The organism is Rhodopirellula europaea 6C (assembly GCF_000338295.1).
Lineage (GTDB): Bacteria > Planctomycetota > Planctomycetia > Pirellulales > Pirellulaceae > Rhodopirellula > Rhodopirellula europaea.
The window spans coordinates 14,166-30,380 of sequence record NZ_ANMO01000072.1; the positions used below are offsets into that span (position 1 = coordinate 14,166).

A 16,215-nucleotide genomic window follows, 5' to 3' on the forward strand; every position below is an offset into this window, starting at 1 on the left:
CGACGATGCGTAGGCAAGTCAAGCGTTTTTATGGGAATAATTCTTGATGTCGATTGACGCCGGGTTTTGACCGAAATGGATTGAGTCCTACAAAACAACGCTTGCCGTCGACGGTGCCGATGGTCGCCCACGTGCTGCAAAGCGAAGGCCTTTCAGCAGACGAACTCGCTGAATGCTTCGACCAAATGCACCTAGCGCACACATGGACCAGATCAAAGTTTGCCCGCAGACCCGGAGGACGCCCGCAATCCGATTGCTGCTGGCATGCGTCGGACTTTTGCCTTTGTTCTATTTATCGCCACCTGACTTGGTGAGCTCAGGGCACAAGCTCAGCCAACTCACGAAAATTTTTCCGCTGGAAAGGCATCGACGTTGTTGCTAGTCCCCGACACGATCATCAAAGCGGCGTGCTCACCGATCCCATCGATCGTTGGCAGGTCCGAGTGACGCTTCAAGTAAAGGTTCTGAGTCTTTTCGACGCAGAAGATTTCGAGGTCGTTGGCGGACGCTCGAACTTGGGGCCGTTCAGGAATCTTCGTTCCCATGTCAGCGACAATCGCTCGCGTTGGGATGCCGTTACATCAAGGTCGATCTAATGCCGGACCAGTATTGGTGAATGATGTGATTCGGCGAGCCCTCGCCGAATTGGCGATCAAAGCATTTTGCAACGGCTTTTGGTTCCGATTGGATCAATTGACGGCGACTCAAACAGCCAGACACCTCGTTGGTCTGGCAGTACGCGTTGTGACTTTTCCCTTGATTGCCAAGGCAATCAGTGACAGCGTCTATGTTGAAGCACGGGAAATTGAAAGGCATGCAGGGATAAAGAAGCCGTGTAGGCCGATTGCTCTGGCTGTCGGACGCCATCAAGAAAATCCATGCCTCGACTCCGACTTGATCGAGCATTGGGCGGCAGCAAGTGCCGACTGCGATCATCACAGAAAGCTCGACCGTTCTGGGGCAAAAAACGAGAGCGGGGTGGCCCAATTTGAGAAACGGTATTCGCCGGGCCTGCTTCCGCTCGCTGGCCTGTCATCGGTGCCGCTCGTCGCCTGGCCCCTCCCCGTGTGCCCCGTGCCTGCGTCGTCGTGTGCTGGTGACGTGGCTGCCTCGTCACTGCTGCTTAGGTGTGGCTGACGTGGCGGGCTGGCTGGTTGGATCTGATCGAGTGGTTATCGGTGGCTGGTGATGCGACTCAAAGCAATATCGCACCACCAGAGCAAGATGCAGGTTGCTCAGTCGCCCCGCTTCCTGTTCGCCATGCCGCGTGCGATGGCAAGCAGGCTGTCCCGTTCACTCTCACTGAGCCGAGGCCAGAGTGTGGACAGCTCTGATAACGCTGAATCACTCTTCAAATCATCGAATGTGCCCTCCTGCGTGCCTTCCAGATCGGATTGGCCCTGTTTCGCCAACGTATTCGTTGACGGGTGCGGCACCCTCCGGGTGTACTCCTAAAGCCAGTAACCGTAAGGGTTTCTGGCTTTTCTTTTTGCGCCGGCTGTATCCAGTTTGGTCCTGCTCCAATCCGTATCCAATTTCGGCCATTTTGAAGCTCCGTTTGGTTGATGAAAGCGCTGCTGGGACGATGTTGGTTTCAGCCAGCATGTCGCCACCTCATGAACCGAGTCACAGGTAGTCGTAGCCAGCACGATCAAACAACGACTCCGTGACCGAAGGCGTCTCCAGTCCGCCCAGTCGCCTGACCGCAATGGTTCCATTGGATAGCTCAAATCGCTCGTCGTAGATTTCGGGCACAAAGTCTTCGCCATCTGCGGGACCATTCATCGAAAGCGCCCATCCAGCCCGCTGCTTCTTCAGCCACCCATAGAACTCGTCGTGATCGAATCACCCAAGGTACAGCCGTGACCGTTCGGACTTGTACGGCGGATCGAGAATCCTTGCGAGTCGGCGTTTCTTTGTGACTCAATAGTGGCCAAATGAAAGCTCTGCGGAGCCAAGCTTTGGTCAACCATCGTCCACAAAGCACTACTCGCCCTCCGCAGTATTGCCGCCGTGAGTGGATAATCCTTTCACTTCGTCCCGTTCTGTCGCAGCCATGCCTTCTCGGATCGAATCCCAACGAGCATCCGAATCGCCAGAAGGCAAATGACTCTCCAACCAAGATCGTACCTGATCGGCAGGGTAAGTTCCCAAAGCTAAAGCGATGGCGTCTTCCATTTCTTCTCGCATATCGAAATAGGCGATCCAAGCTTCGTACATCCGTAGATGACTGTCTCGGAAGATCGATGCGATTCGCCGTGACTCTTTCTTGTAGAACAAGATGTCAATGCAATCTAACGCCATCGATTCCCAATAGCTGTCTTCCTCGGATCGAGTGCGGAAGATCTGCCTGAGCTTCGCCGAATATTCCATTGCCTTCCGTAGCTGCTCCACGTCGTTAGATGTTCGTGATGGAAACGGATCTCCCCGCTCACGCCGCTCGTCCAGAGAAGCCTCATGCTGTTGAGCCAGCTTCTCTTTGCTCCTCTTCAGGGCCATGTGCAGTCGGTCAATCATCTGAGCCATCTCGATGATGGAATCTTCAGAGATGTCTACGAAGCCCTCGAAGTCGGTCACTGAACGAGTCTTGTTCAGGATCTCCTCGACTTTGGCCCCGTACCAAGCCGCCTCGTCTCTCCCGACTTGAAGATCGGGGCTCCAAAGACGCTCAACCGGGCTCACGCCAAGCAGTTCGCAAATCGCTTCCAACTGATTTTTGTTGCGAGCTTCGACACGGGTGAGCCCCCGTGAACAAACACGACGTACCCATTCCTTGCCAACGCCGCATTTCTTGGCAAGGTCAAGCTGAGACAGCCCCTTGGCGTCAATGAGTCCCCTCAGATTCACCTTGAAGATTTCGGCGTCCATGGAAGCTGTAGCAGAAAGTGTAAGGACTAAAGGCGACCAAACCCGTATTGTAGCAGAAAGTGTGGCAGATAACCAATTTCATTAAATAACACCCGCTTGCAGCCCGTGGTTGGCCAGCGAGGCAAATTCTCCGCCCGGCCAGCCATCTCGATGACGCCCGACGTTGGGCCTCCGAGCTTCAATCCCGTTTTCAGGAGAACGCCACATGGCAACGACAGATGCAGAACAGCAACAGGAAAGCTACTTCCGAGATGACTTTAAAGGCTGGCTTAAGCAACGCCCTAACGGAACCCTTGGGGAGCTTCGAGATTGGCTCAAAGAAGCTTACGAACAGTGCTCGGATATGGTCATGATGGGCGACCCGCCAATCGAGACCACCGAAGATATTCCCGAAGAGTTAGGCGAATACCTTGGATACTGGGGTGAGCACGATGGCGAGTGTTTCTCGTACCGAGAGGTGCAGATCGAAGAAGACATCATCAACGTCGAAGACTTCATCGAGGATCTTGGCCCGAAGACCAAGCTCGCCAGCTTTCCAGTCTTTGAGGTCGCCTAACAGCGTGTTGATTTTCGCCCAATTTCGGTAAGATCATCGAATCTTACTCGGAGGTCCTCGATGGGACTTGGAAAACGCAAACGCGAACATCAGCAATCGTTTTGGGTGGCGGCTGACAAACTGTGCAATGCTCCTCGGAATGCATTCTACGATCGTCTCAACCAGTTGCTTGACGAGGTCAAATTCGACGAACAGCTGGAAGAGGCGGTCGAGCCATACTACGAGAAGTCTGGTCGCAAGGGCATCGCTCCTGGCACTTACTTCCGCATGATTTTCATTGGGTACTTTGAAGACATTTCGTCTCAGCGAGGGATCGCGTGGAGATGTGCCGACAGCAGGTCGCTTGCGAAGTTTCTTGGGTTTGGCCCCGATGAGGCGACGCCCGAACACAGCACGTTATCGTTGACACGGGAACGCCTACCAATGGAGGTCCACCGCTTCGCCTTTGAGCTGATTCTCAAAGCGACTGCGGAGAACGGATTACTGAAAGGCAAGACGCTTGGAGTTGACGCAACTGACTTGGAAGCCAACGCATCACTCAAGAGCATCGTTCGCAAAGACAACGGCGATGACTGGCAAGCCTATCTTCGCAAGCTCTATGTCGAAGAGACCGGAAAGGACAGTCCAAGCGACGAAGAACTTCGCCGGTTCGATAAAGGACGTAAGTCTAAGAAGAAGGTGAGCAACGATGAATGGGAGAGTGCAACCGACCCAGATTCCCGCATTGGGAAGATGAAAGACGGACGTTTTCACTTGAAATACAAAGCTGAAAACGCAGTCGATTTGGAAACGCAAGTGATCGTTTCTGCGGAGGTCTACTATGGAAATCAGGGCGACACTCACACGATCGAAGACACCGTGAATTCGGCCAAGACTCACCTCAGAGAGACTTGCCCGGAAAAGGAGGTTCAGGAAGTTGTCGCCGACAAGGGGTACCACTCTGAACACGTACTCGATGGCCTGCAGAACGAATGCGACCTACGCACGTACATTCCAGAACCTGACCGCAAGTACCAACGAACGTGGACTGATAAGTCCCCTCAACGAGAGGCAGCCTACCGCCGGAACCATCGCAGGACCAAAGGGAATCGTGGTCGCCGACTTCAACGACATCGCAGTGAACGAGTGGAACGAACGTTCGCCCATCTATGCGACACTGGCGGTAGTCGCCGGACATGGCTTCGGGGGCTTGAAAAGGTCCAAAAGCGATACATGAGTGCCGCCATGGCGTACAACCTCGGACAGATCATGCGCAAACTGGTCGGCGCGGGAAAGCCAAGGTACGCAGCAGTGCTCGCCGAGCGAGCTTTTTCGCGATTCTGCGCAGCTTGGGAGGTTATGGCGTGCCCAGAAAGCCTCCTGACAGATTCGCAGCGCCAGCAAAATCAAAATTGGACGTTTCAGGCTTCGCTCGGCGCGTGACCGCGGCTGCTCGATGGGAGCGGCAGATCAAAGCGAAAATCAACAGGCTGCTAGCCAACAACTTCGATGAACAATTGTTCGGATCTGGAGCCGCCGGCTCATTCCAATTCTCCATCAACGCGACCGCCGTCCCGGAGCCAAATTCACTCGTCTTAATGAGCGGCGTGGCTGCATTTGGGGTTTTAAGAAGACGACGCAGGGCTTCAATGAATTCACATGCATAAACTACCTTTATCCACTTTATGGCTCGCGTTTTCGCTGGTGAGCGTCGTTGCCGTTGCCGAAACTCCTTCGCTGATCGTCTATGACGAGATCCCCGGTGCTGCTCAGTCGGATCAGTACATGGTGGCCGTACGCAGTTTGAAGGGCGAAACTAAATGGCAACGCCCCTTTCCATTGATCACACGCTGCAAGGAAGGAATCAAAGGAGAGAATGGATACTTCAGCCATCTGAGTGGCTGGAGTAATACGTACGTCAACTTTGAAATGGATGCACCGGTTGAAATTGCGATCGCGAAGACCAACGGTCAACCGATTCGAAAAGCCACCGTGCGTCCGCATCGGCATGCTCAGTCATGTCGCGTGCGAAACGGTCGAGCCTACTTCACGTTGGAGCAGCCCGGTTTGGTTGCGGTCGATATTGACGGGCAGATGGAAGATCAGGATACGGGCATGGGCTACAAAGGTCCGCCGATTCACACCTTGACGATTTTTGCGAATCCCATTCTTGTTGACCGACCGGAACCGAACTCTCCTGGTGTCCTGGCGGTGATGCCTAGTCAAAAACCACCCAGCGAAGGCCCCTGGAAGACGCTCTACTTTCTGCCCGGCGTTCACGACATCGGAGCGGGTTTTCCGGTGCATGCCAACAAGCAATATTACATTCCCGGTGACGCCGTTGTTCACGGGACACTGACAAACCACGCTTGGGGCGATGGCCACGACATCCGCATTTTTGGCTACGGTACGCTTTCCGGCGAACGACTGGCGCACCCGAATCACGCACGGCCACGCCCCAAGGAAGCTCGCGATCACAATCCGATTCACATCGCGGGCGCAGCGGGCACGACCGTGGAAGGCATCACCATCGCGGATTCCTCGCACCATTCGTTGATGCTGCTTGCCTCGTACGTCGAAGACAAACCGACGACGGTTCGCTTGACCAAGATTTTCAGTTGGCGCGTCAATGGTGACGGAATCAATCCGTTTGACAACGGGATGATCGAAGACTGCTTTATTCGCACGCAAGATGATTCCTGCTATGTCAACGGTCGTGGTATTCGTCGTGTCACCTATTGGAATGACTACAACGGATCTAGCTTCGTGCTCAGTGCGTTGCCGAACCGGCCTTTGATCGTTGAAGATTGCGACGTGATTTATTCACGAGCCGGTTGGCACAAATGGGGTGGTGGCCGCGTTTTCAACATGCGTGGCGAAGGGGAGGGGGATTGCGGTGCCGGAGTGATCTTTCGAAACATCCGCGTCGAAGATCCTCGCCCCACACTACAACAATTTATGATCATGATGAAAGGCGTTGAACCTTACGAACGCGAGGCAAAACGCCGGGAAACCGGAGACCTGTCGGGCGTCTTGTTTCAAAACATCAGTGTTGCAGCACCGAGTGTTCTCGGCGAGAAAGATTATTTATGGGGCGCATCGAATACAAAGATCAAGAATATTACGTTCGACAATTTCACCGTTGGTGGTCAACGAGTGCGTTCGATGGATCATTTCCAAACGAATGAATTTGTCGAGGGCATCGAGTTCCGATAGGCGGTTGGCTTTCACACAACGGCCGATTCATTGACCTTGCTCTGAGCAATGTTGCAACGAAGGTAGTGACTGTCGCTCAATGAGTTGGTGACGCGATTTCGGTCGCCCCCTGTCCTGTTTTTGACGTAGCTAAGTGGATTCAAATTGCGATGGGGATTGATAACCGAGAATCGAGTGGTTTCGTGCTCGGCTGTATCAGCTGAAGCAATCTCCAAGCTCTCTCTTTCAGATGCTGTCTGGTATTCGGTCATCACCATCAACTCGCTCGACCCGCCGCAGTTCCGCTTCGAGTTCCTTGATCGGCGTATCGAGCGCCGCAGCACCCGGGCCGCTTTGCCGCATCCGCTCTCGTTTCCATCGAGAATGCAGATTGGTTCTCGAGAGACCGAGTCGTTCAACAATGGACGTTGCGGTGTTTCCATCGAGGCGCATTTGCACGGCATCTGGTTTGGACTCGTCGAAAAATTGGCGTCGTGTTTTGCTTGCGTCTTTCTGAGGACTTTTCCTCATGATGGCTGTCTGCTGGATCGACCTTTCTAAGCCCGAAGCACGCCCGGAATCACGCCACCACCTCAGCCCTCGCATTGGATGACACGGCCGTCACCGATGGCATCGATTCCTCGTTTGAACGCTTATGCGAGGGGTTTTGTAAACAGACACAGTCTGACTGTGATCCGTCTTCATGCCGGTAAAACATCGAGCTAGCGGATGACTAAGCCATTCGGCGATGGCGTCACGCGGCAATATTGATGCTGGCGAGCAACCAATATTCGCCAATTTCTCTCGCTGAAGATTTTTGAGGATTTGGCGGTGTTCGAACGTTGGGAATCGAACCGGAATCAGATCGGAAATAGCTTTGAAGATTGTCGCGAGGTTTCTGGCTATTTGTTGTGACTCTCCGCGCAGAGCGAATAGTCGTTGGCGTCGGAACCTGACGGTACCTCACGATCAATCGACTGGGCTTGCTTGGAATCCTTTTGGGATCGACCTGAACTGTTAGCGAGTCCAGCTATGATGGATTTCGATTGCAACCAAACTTGTCCGCTCTGATCACTTCGACGGATAAACGACCTTCCAATCCTGCTTCATATCCGCAACCGTCCAGCCTTTCTGCTCAGCGTCATCGAGGGCTTTGTCAAGTTGGCCGATGTGTGATTCGCGATCGTACGCCCATTCCCGGTCAGCGTCGGTGTGATGCACGATCAAACCAAAACTCGGTGATCGGCCGATTGTCGTGTACTGCAACATCGCCCAGTCGCCGTCGGAATTGCCGGCGGTGAAAATGGGGCGACGGCCGATATGGGAATGAATGCCAACTGGCTTGCCTTCTTTGTCGTCGATAAAGTCAATTTCCGGTAAACGAACGATGACCGGTTTTCCATCACGAACCTCGTATCGCGACTTGATGCTGCTGCCAACAACCTGTTCCGGTGGGATACCGTAGGTCGCTTCCGTCCATGGCCGCATGAACTCGATGCCACCTCCCGAAACGATGAAGGTTTTGAAATCGTTGGCTCGCAAGTACGCGAGCAATTCCAACATCGGCTGATAAACCATTTCCTTATACAGACGCCCGCTTTTGGGATGCTTTGCGGTGGAGATCCACTTTGTGACAATCTGTTCAAACTCCTCCGCGGTCATGCCCGCGTGCGTGGCGGCAACGATTTCGATCAATGACTTTTTGCCGCCTGCCATGACCGCTTTTAGGTTGCCTTCCAAAACACCCTGAAACGGTTGTTGGGTATTCCACTCGGGGTGATCCGGTGCCATTTCTTTGACCCGGTCGAGTGCAAACGCGAGTTGGAAGTAGTACGGCTGTTCGCTCCACAGCGTGCCGTCGTTGTCAAACGTCGCGACCCGTTCATCGGCAGGAACGAAGTCCGGCGACCCTGGTTGGGTGACCTTCTCGACGAAAGCCACAATCGACTGCTTTGCGGCCGTATCGTTCCACGAAGGAAGTGGATCGTCCGCCACCGCGATTGGCGAACTGGTCAGCGTCATCGCAACAGATACAACGAGGCAGGCACAACAATTGATTTTCATGATTTCGTTTTCGTTGAAAGATGGGGCGATATAATATGAACGTTACGAAAGAGGATTGCGCATGGAATGCATGGCGCGGAGTCATCCCGCGACGCCTCGCAAAAGTGAACAGTCTTTCTGCCCTTTCAAATCAATGCCTTTCTTCGTCAGCAGCGATTTGATTTCATTGACCTTGCGGAATCGTTCGATCGTCATTGGGCCGGTGTACGTTTCACTCGGGAGTTTACGCGGTGGGGTTTCCACGTCGGTCTGCATTAACTCGCTGGTTGCTTTGTTGAACAGAACGATCGTCCAGGTTTTCTTGGCAAAGCTTTTCATGAACAAGTCATAGCGCTCCTAATGGTCTTGCCACAAATCATAAACCGCCGAGACCGTGGCTGCATACTTCTGCGGTCCACTCCATCCCAATTCAGCCACGGGAGCGTCGCTGCCGGCTTGGGCACCGTTGTCACCACGTAGGTCGAAGGCGGCCTTGCGTTTGCCGAATCGCATCGGGGGAAAGGGCTGATTCGGTGAAGTAGTATCATTTGCGGCGAGTCCACTTGTCTGCCTTGTCGGTCAGAAGCGGTGTCATGTCCTGTCCGTCGAAGACGATTGGTTCACCATCACGGTCTCGTTTGGGCAGTTCCACTCCGGCGACCGAAGCGAACGCGGCGAGTATATCGATGCCACCTACGATTTCGTGCGAGTCGGTGCCGCGGTTGATCTTGCCAGGCAACCAAGCGATTGCGGGGACGCGGTGACCGCCTTCGCGAGCGGTTCCTTTGTTGCCACGAAATCGTGTGTACCCGACGTCGGGGGGCACGTCTTGCCACTCACTATTGTCAACGGTCTAGAACACCAACGTGTTGTCATCGATGCCGAGTTCCCGGATCGTCTCCACGATCTTGCCGATGTCGTCGTCCAGCGTCAACGAAGCAGTCGGCGTATTTGCTCTTGGCAGGCAACTTCATTTTGTAGCCATCGGCGGGAAGGTTCGGTTGGTGGTTCTTGGCAAAGTTAATGCTCATCAGGAACGGTGTGTCTTCCTTGGCAAACTTCTCGAGATACTCGAGCGATGCCTTCGTGGTCATCACATCGATTTCGGCGATGCTGTCGTTGGTGACCTTGGCCACTTCGCGAGCTGGTTTTCTGGCTTTGGCTTCGACGGTCCCATTGGTCATCTTTGCGAACGCTTCGCGGAGCTCCGGTTCTATCGATCGGTTGAACGATTCCAGCGGATACGAGTAGGCGTATCAGGTGATAAAGGAATGCATTTCGCATTGCGTCAAAACCGTGAGCGTTTGAGGGCCGGGCACGGGAAGCAGCTCGCACTCTCTTCCACCGAAAGCTCGCAACCTAACCAGGCCAATCCCCGATCGACCTCCCCACGCTTCGCTCGACCCTCCCGTCACCCGTCCCTCGTGCCAGGAGGGTGAAAGTGTGCGCCGTCCCCTTTCTTGTCTCAGGTTTTGGCAGGACCGCACAGCGATTCGTGTTGATCAGTGAGAAAAGTGTTCCTGTTGGTGAGAACACTGATCTTCGCTAATCGCACACCGATGGATCCGTCGTGATGATCCTTGAACGCCTGTTTTTCAGTTTCATCGACGGGAATCAGAAACGCTGGGAGAAGCGTATTCGTGATTTGCGTATCGGGTGCGGCGGCGGTCATTGTTGAGGTTTGTTTCGCTTCTTGAAGCGTGGTCCCACTTCGTCGGGGGTTTCATTGGTCATGGCTTACGAGCGGTCGACCGTGATGATGATCCTGCGGTAGTCGTACAGCGGAACGATTTCATTGATATCAATGACTTGCAAAATGAGGTGGACCTCGCTGCCAGCTGCGTCCTCGGGAATGTCGACTGCCGCCATGGCGTCCGTGGCATTGTATATCTCGACATCGCCACAATACGTTCCCGCTTCGCGGTAGATCCACCACGACGTTTTCAAATCGTCACCGTCCGGGTCAGAAGAGCCAGATGCGTCGAGTGAGAGCCTTTGGCCAGGGCTGGCTTTCAGTTGGATGATGCTGTTGCCGGTATCCCCATTGAATGCTGCAATCGGATCATGATTTGCCTCGTCAAACGACTTCACGCACCAATCCATACGTGCCCGAAAGTCGTTGAACATGGCTCGCCGAAAACGCCAGACCGGAACGGAACGCCCTTTGAAGACTTCGTCGTGGATTGGGTCGGTCCAGGTTTCGACTTCGGAATCGGCTTCGAACATCAAGAAATCAGAATAGCTTTGCTCGTCCTTTCGAATGTCCGCGTGGCGTGACAAGATGTTCTTGTGTCGTTCGCGCAAGAACCGACCGCTCCATCCGCCCCATTCCAAGTGCAGTGGATCCGTCAGGCCAAAGTTGACCAATCCGGTCCATGGGATCGTTCCGCCGCCTTCGATAAAGTGCACTCGCCGATTGATCCTTCTGGCGGGATACGCGGCACCCAACGCACAGTGTTCTTTCATGATGTGCTTCTCTGCCCACTCGTTTTGGCCAACGGGATCGCGAGCAAACGGTTCCCATGTGTAGGGGCCTTCCGCCCTTCCGGGACCGCCGTAGGAATACGTTTGATGGTTGCTTCTGTACCAAGCGATCTCGGGATACTTGCCAGCGATCCAGGCACCGGAATTGTCCTGGGCACCATTTTCAAACACGATCAACCGCCTGCAAATCGCGTCCATTTCTTCTCGTGTTCGCGTCTGGCCCAGATCCACAAGCGTCTGAGCAAGCGTATTGGCTCCTGCGTTACACACGATGTACAGCGGACGCGGGTCGTCCTACAAAAGAGCGGCCTCGATTTGTTTGGATGCCTCGTTCGAGCGTCCCGCTTCGACGTCGTCGATTCCGTAACCCGCCGATCCGGACCGGATGATACTGCGAAGATAGGTTGCCTCCGGCCAACCGTCTTCGTGTCGTTTCAGATTCTCGACGACTTCGGCGTAAGCGTCGACAAGATTGTGGAACAACTCCGGGCGTGTTTCCGTTCGGCCATCCGTTCGATCTGCGTGCAGGTACTTGCCGGAGCAAGCAATCAGACCTTCGAGGTCAATCCGATTCGCGTACATCAACAAGTGAGCCATTTGCTGAACTTCGTCCGGCTCGTTGCCCATGTCTGCCATGACAATCAACCGAGACTTCGCCTGCGGCGTCTCTGCGACAAGCATGCTGGGAAGCATGCAAATAAGGAGACAGAACCGTCCCGCTTTTGGAACCATGCGCCGACACTTTGAAAATTAAGAAGAGTTCTTACTGGCAAATGCGAAGGAAAGAATTGTATAGACTTCATAGAAGGCTCGGAAGACAACCAGCCGCTGCCGACAAATCGGTAGCGCTGTGATCCAACAACCATGGTTTACTCGTAGGCCTGACTGCGCGGGACGGTGTTCCGGCGGTTCTTTTCGCCCGACCTCTCTGCATGAGGGGGGTAGAGCTATCCGAATCCGAATTAGCCGATCGGCGTTAGCCACGGTTGCTTCGATCCAACCGAAACTAACGTCCGTCGGCTAGATGGCTTGTTGAATTGAAGGTTAGGATGATTGCGGCGGTTCGCGAGGAACCCGTGTTGTCTCGGCATGCTACTGCTCGATGTGGTGGTGGGTTTGACGTGTTCCCCGCCAAATTTGTTTGTACGGGCGACGTCATGTTGCACCAATTGGCGGTCTGCGATCTTTGGCTACTGGCTTTCTGCCTCGTTTTGCAATTCACGAAGTAGACCGACACATGCGAGGATCACGATGCACGTCATTGGCAGCGCGGCGGTAATCGATGCCGCCTGCAAGGCATTCAACCCGCCCGCGACCAACAGCGTTGCCGCGACGCCCCCCTCCGCGATGGCCCAAAACAAACGTGTGCCCAAGGGAGGGTTCGGATTGCCGCCTGACGCGATGATGTCGATGACCATCGACGCCGAATCCGACGAGGTGACGAAAAAGAGTACCACGCATGTGGTGGCAATACCGATCGCAAGCGGGGCAAACCAGGACGACATATACAACCCGGCGAGCATCGCGAACATGGCGGTCGGCAAGGTCGGAATGATCGACCCGCCGTCCTCACTGACGATCGTAGCGTCCATGTACTGCACGGTCGTCAAGGATTGTTCTTGGATTAACAACCGACCCTCGTCATTCCGTTTCGCCGTCCCGGAATCGTCAAGAACGGCAACGTTATAGGATGGCAATCTATCGGCGTCGTTGCGTCCGTCTTCGATCGATTGCATATGCTGTCGGTGCTCATCGAGGGTCGTGTTTCCAAACGCCGTCAGCCACAAGATGCTAATCGCGGTTGGCATTAACAATACGCCGATAATGAATTCGCGTATCGTTCGTCCGCGAGAAACCCTCGCGATGAACATGCCGACAAAGGGTGACCAAGAGATCCACCAAGCCCAATAGAAGACCGTCCATGAATTGAGCCATTGGCTCCCTTCGCGAGAGAACGCACCGGCTCGAAACGAACTGCTCGGTAGATATTGAAGATAGGCACCGATGTTATCACTGACACCGCGCATATATGACGACAATCCCACGGCAGCAACGACCATCAGCATCAGCAGCATTGCCAAACCGATATTCAATTCGCTCAGGCGACGTATTCCTGTCCCCAGTCCGAGCATGACCGAGATCGTTGCCACACAGGTGATCCCACCGATCAAGGCGACTTGAACGCCGATTCCAAGCGGCACGCCGAACAAGAAAGTGAGTCCCGCGTTGACTTGCTGCGCACCAATGCCCAATGAGGTCGCCACGCCCAACAGCGTCGCCACGATCGCCAACGTGTCCACGAAATGTCCCGCCCAACCGTTCACTCGATCCCCTAAAAGCGGATGCAGCAACGATCGGAAACTAAGTGGCAACTGTTTGCGAAAGCCAAAATAGGCAAGCGCTAACCCAACGATCGCGTAGAGTGCCCAGGGGTGCAATGCCCAATGAAAAATCGTCGTCGCCATCGCTAAACGAGCCGGCTGGATACCAGTGGATCGTCCCGGCGGAGGACTCACGAGATGCTCAATCGGCTCCGCGACGCTCCAAAATAGCAATCCGATCCCCATGCCGGCGCTGAATAGCATGGCGAACCAAGACAACCTTCCGAATTCAGGCCGATCGTCCGCTTGGCCCAATCGGATGCTGCCGTATGGACCGAGTGCTAGATAGGCTGCCAATCCCAACAAACCATTCATCAACAACAGGTACAGCCATCCGAAAGCGTCACCGATCCAATCTCGCATGCCGCCAAAGGTTTCCACCGCCGTCTCGCGGGGCAAACTGAGGCTCACTACTACCAGGGCCACGATCAACGCGCTGGCTAGTGGAAAGACCACTCGGTGGAAATGGAAGTGTTTGCCCCAGCGAACGATCGGGTCGCCGGATCGGGTGTGCTTGCGGGACATTTCCATGCCGCTACGACTTCTGAAATAAGAAAACGCCCCAGTTCAAACAGCCTGCTCGACCGCCGTCGATCCAGTGTCGTAAGCCAACTTTCATTCGCTCAAGGTAAGACGCCGACACCTTGTCCGCCAAGTCGGTCGAATTCGCCTCGGTCATTTCCAGCACCCGTGAGTAGTGATTGACCAACTGCTCCGGCATGGCTTCGAAGCCATTGTCTTGCCAACCCAATTCATCGGCCGCACGTCGGTAAAACTCTGTCGAACCCAAGTCCGGCAGATGAATGCGTTCCAAGATCGCGGTGAGCGCTTCAGCAGGGCAATCATCCGCTCGCATCGGATCGGTAAATACGAACTGGCCGCCGGGACGTAAAACACGATTGACTTCCCGCAAAACCTGCTTGCGATCACCGCTGTGCAAAATTGCGTCTTGCGACCACACCACATCAACGTGATTGTTAGCCAATGGGATCGATTCGAAGGCGCCGTCGATGACCTCGATTTGGTCATTCAAACCGGCTTGTTCATTCAATTGGCGATGGCGTGTGTTTTCGGTTTCTGACAGGTTCAGGCCGATCACACGGCAACCGAAATGGCGAGCCAGGTGCCGTGCCGCGCCGCCGTAGCCGCTGCCGATGTCCAGAATGACCGACGAAGCATCGATTCCGCGGAGTCGCTCGGTCAAGTGCTGGACCGTGCGATGACTGGCGCGGCTGATCGGTTCGTCAGATGACTGATAGATTCCGATATGAATGTCCTCGCCACCCCATACTTCGGCGTAGAACGTGTCCGCATCACTGCTGTTGTAGTAGCGTCTGGCCGTTTCTGTCGCGTTATCATAGGCGGGCAAATTCATGAAGCATCCTTGGTGATGTCGTCGCCGGTGGTTGACTCGGAATTCTTTTCGGCAACGTCGACGTGCCCAGCATCTGGGTGGGCTTGCAATTCTTTGGGCACCAACGAGTCGTAGCACTTCTCGGCCACGTGGATGAAGAAATCCGGATCCGGCTCGTGATAGGTCTCTTGAAAATCGCCAAAGGTGTCGACGCGTTGAAAACCGACCTGTTGCATCAGGTCGCAGACGTAGCGTTTCCGCAGCGGAAACATATTCAGGTGGTACTTCGACCCGTCCGGGAACGAATAGCAAAATCGGGCCAGACCGTCGTCAACGTGTTCGGGCAGTGCAGAAATTTGCTCGCCGCAGTAATAGAATTTATGCTTTGAATCGAAACCATGATCCAAGATCGAGTCGTAGTTTCGCTGATCCAGAATCAGCACGCCATTGTGTTTCAGTGCGGAATAGAACTCGGCGAGTGCTTTGCGCCGATCGCGTTCGTTGAACAGGTGCGTGAAGGAATTCCCCAGGCAGATCACGGCATCGAAGCGACCGGCCACGTCTCGATTAAGCCATCGCCAATCGGCCTGGATGGTTCGCAGAACGTGGCCGCGTCGGCGACCATTTTCAAACGCCTTGGCCAGCATGTACGGGCTGCCGTCAGCACTGACGACCTCGAAACCCGCTTCAATCAGCCGGACGGAGTGAAATCCGGTGCCGGTGGCCACGTCTAAGACACGCTTTACACCTCGTTTGCGTAGTTCTTCGATGAAGAATGATCCTTCTGTTTCGCTTCGTTGGTCCCAGTCGATCAGGTCATCCCACTTTTCCACAAAACCGCGAACGTACTCGTCTGTGTACTTATTCGTGTCGCGGACCTTCGTCGGATCGTCGCCATAGCTTTGTTGGCGATACGCCAAGAGTGACGTTTCAGTTGAATTGCTCATCGTTCGCGTTTCCTGCGGGTAGGTATCCGTCGTCGCAGCCGTTCATCGAGCCTGAATAGAAGCCCTGTTAAAATGCTTTGCATTCAAAGCTTCTTGGCAGGCCTTCACACCGTATCATGTTGATCGAGGTGCTACCAGTGCGTTGTGAAATCGTCCATGCTGACACCGCGAATCCCGATTGCGAGCCCCGCTAAAATAATGAATGACCTACCGCCTCCGGATAGCGAACGACTCAGCCAGGAGGATAAAATTGTCGCTGCGATCCGGCAGATTATCCGCGCGGTCGATCTTCATTCCCGGCAATTGGTCGGTGGCCATGGTTTGACGGGACCTCAACTGGTGGTGCTTAAGGAGATTGCTAGCTGCGGGCCGATTGCCCCAAGCAACGTGGCCCGACAAGTCCACCTC

At 54.5% G+C, this 16,215-nt stretch carries 17 protein-coding genes and 2 pseudogenes; 6 read left to right on the forward strand and 13 right to left on the reverse strand.

Annotated elements, in window-relative coordinates:
- Positions 1-338: 338 nt before the first annotated feature.
- The 3 genes from RE6C_RS06035 to RE6C_RS06045 all read right to left on the reverse strand — a co-directional run bounded on the left by RE6C_RS06035 (position 339) and on the right by RE6C_RS06045 (position 2,868).
- Entirely contained in the window at positions 339-545 is a 207-nt protein-coding gene (locus tag RE6C_RS06035; protein ID WP_008654785.1) for a hypothetical protein, read from the reverse strand.
- Between the two features lie 1,081 nt (positions 546-1,626).
- Complete coding sequence (locus RE6C_RS32140) at positions 1,627-1,785, reverse strand: hypothetical protein (protein ID WP_008654788.1); 159 nt, start codon at positions 1,783-1,785, stop codon at positions 1,627-1,629.
- Between the two features lie 201 nt (positions 1,786-1,986).
- The gene (locus RE6C_RS06045; RefSeq protein WP_008654789.1) at positions 1,987-2,868 is read right to left on the reverse strand and encodes a helix-turn-helix domain-containing protein; all 882 of its coding nucleotides are present in this window, start codon (positions 2,866-2,868) and stop codon (positions 1,987-1,989) included.
- A gap of 205 nt (positions 2,869-3,073) precedes the next feature.
- Here RE6C_RS06045 and RE6C_RS06050 point away from each other — a divergent pair, with 205 nt between their 5' ends.
- The 5 genes from RE6C_RS06050 (at position 3,074) to RE6C_RS32150 (ending at position 7,159) form a co-directional block, all read left to right on the forward strand.
- Positions 3,074-3,424 (forward strand): hypothetical protein, encoded by a 351-nt coding sequence (locus RE6C_RS06050; protein ID WP_039961313.1) that lies wholly within the window; start codon positions 3,074-3,076, stop codon positions 3,422-3,424.
- 60 nt (positions 3,425-3,484) lie between these two features.
- Entirely contained in the window at positions 3,485-4,846 is a 1,362-nt protein-coding gene (locus RE6C_RS06055) for a transposase (protein ID WP_008654796.1), read from the forward strand.
- Positions 4,843-5,070: a PEP-CTERM sorting domain-containing protein gene (locus RE6C_RS33455; protein ID WP_039961315.1), complete on the forward strand. Its 228-nt coding sequence runs from the start codon at positions 4,843-4,845 to the stop codon at positions 5,068-5,070. Before RE6C_RS06055 ends, RE6C_RS33455 begins: the two co-directional genes overlap by 4 nt.
- Positions 5,063-6,619, forward strand: coding sequence for a glycoside hydrolase family protein (locus RE6C_RS06065; RefSeq protein ID WP_144054672.1), 1,557 nt, complete (start codon positions 5,063-5,065; stop codon positions 6,617-6,619). Before RE6C_RS33455 ends, RE6C_RS06065 begins: the two co-directional genes overlap by 8 nt.
- 156 nt (positions 6,620-6,775) lie before the next feature.
- Entirely contained in the window at positions 6,776-7,159 is a 384-nt protein-coding gene (locus tag RE6C_RS32150; RefSeq protein WP_160167188.1) for a hypothetical protein, read from the forward strand.
- 510 nt (positions 7,160-7,669) lie between these two features.
- Here the strand turns inward: RE6C_RS32150 and RE6C_RS06075 are convergent.
- The 10 genes and pseudogenes from RE6C_RS06075 to RE6C_RS06115 form a co-directional block, all read right to left on the reverse strand.
- A complete protein-coding gene (locus RE6C_RS06075; RefSeq protein WP_039961319.1) occupies positions 7,670-8,662 on the reverse strand; it encodes an HAD family hydrolase in 993 nt (330 codons plus the stop codon).
- A gap of 81 nt (positions 8,663-8,743) precedes the next feature.
- The gene (locus RE6C_RS06080; protein ID WP_008654803.1) at positions 8,744-8,980 is read right to left on the reverse strand and encodes a hypothetical protein; all 237 of its coding nucleotides are present in this window, start codon (positions 8,978-8,980) and stop codon (positions 8,744-8,746) included.
- 18 nt (positions 8,981-8,998) lie between these two features.
- The gene (locus RE6C_RS32745; protein WP_008654804.1) at positions 8,999-9,154 is read right to left on the reverse strand and encodes a hypothetical protein; all 156 of its coding nucleotides are present in this window, start codon (positions 9,152-9,154) and stop codon (positions 8,999-9,001) included.
- A gap of 31 nt (positions 9,155-9,185) precedes the next feature.
- Positions 9,186-9,467, reverse strand: a complete 282-nt coding sequence (locus tag RE6C_RS06085; protein ID WP_008654811.1) for an alkaline phosphatase family protein — start codon at positions 9,465-9,467, stop codon at positions 9,186-9,188.
- 46 nt (positions 9,468-9,513) lie between these two features.
- On the reverse strand, positions 9,514-9,825 hold the full coding sequence (locus RE6C_RS06090) for a hypothetical protein (protein ID WP_008654813.1): 312 nt from the start codon (positions 9,823-9,825) through the stop codon (positions 9,514-9,516).
- Between the two features lie 553 nt (positions 9,826-10,378).
- A complete protein-coding gene (locus tag RE6C_RS33460; protein WP_390175914.1) occupies positions 10,379-10,867 on the reverse strand; it encodes a hypothetical protein in 489 nt (162 codons plus the stop codon).
- A 90-nt stretch (positions 10,868-10,957) separates the two neighbouring features.
- Positions 10,958-11,857: pseudogene (locus tag RE6C_RS33465) on the reverse strand (DUF1593 domain-containing protein); the annotation flags it as partial.
- 458 nt (positions 11,858-12,315) lie between these two features.
- Positions 12,316-14,031, reverse strand: a complete 1,716-nt coding sequence (locus tag RE6C_RS32600) for a BCCT family transporter (protein WP_201766869.1) — start codon at positions 14,029-14,031, stop codon at positions 12,316-12,318.
- 10 nt (positions 14,032-14,041) lie between these two features.
- Entirely contained in the window at positions 14,042-14,881 is an 840-nt protein-coding gene (locus RE6C_RS06110) for a methyltransferase domain-containing protein (RefSeq protein WP_008654825.1), read from the reverse strand.
- Complete coding sequence (locus RE6C_RS06115; RefSeq protein ID WP_008654826.1) at positions 14,878-15,807, reverse strand: glycine/sarcosine N-methyltransferase; 930 nt, start codon at positions 15,805-15,807, stop codon at positions 14,878-14,880. Before RE6C_RS06115 ends, RE6C_RS06110 begins: the two co-directional genes overlap by 4 nt.
- Positions 15,808-16,005: 198 nt before the next feature.
- Between RE6C_RS06115 and RE6C_RS32750 the strand changes: the two are divergent.
- Positions 16,006-16,215 (forward strand): annotated as a pseudogene (locus RE6C_RS32750) (hypothetical protein); the annotation flags it as partial.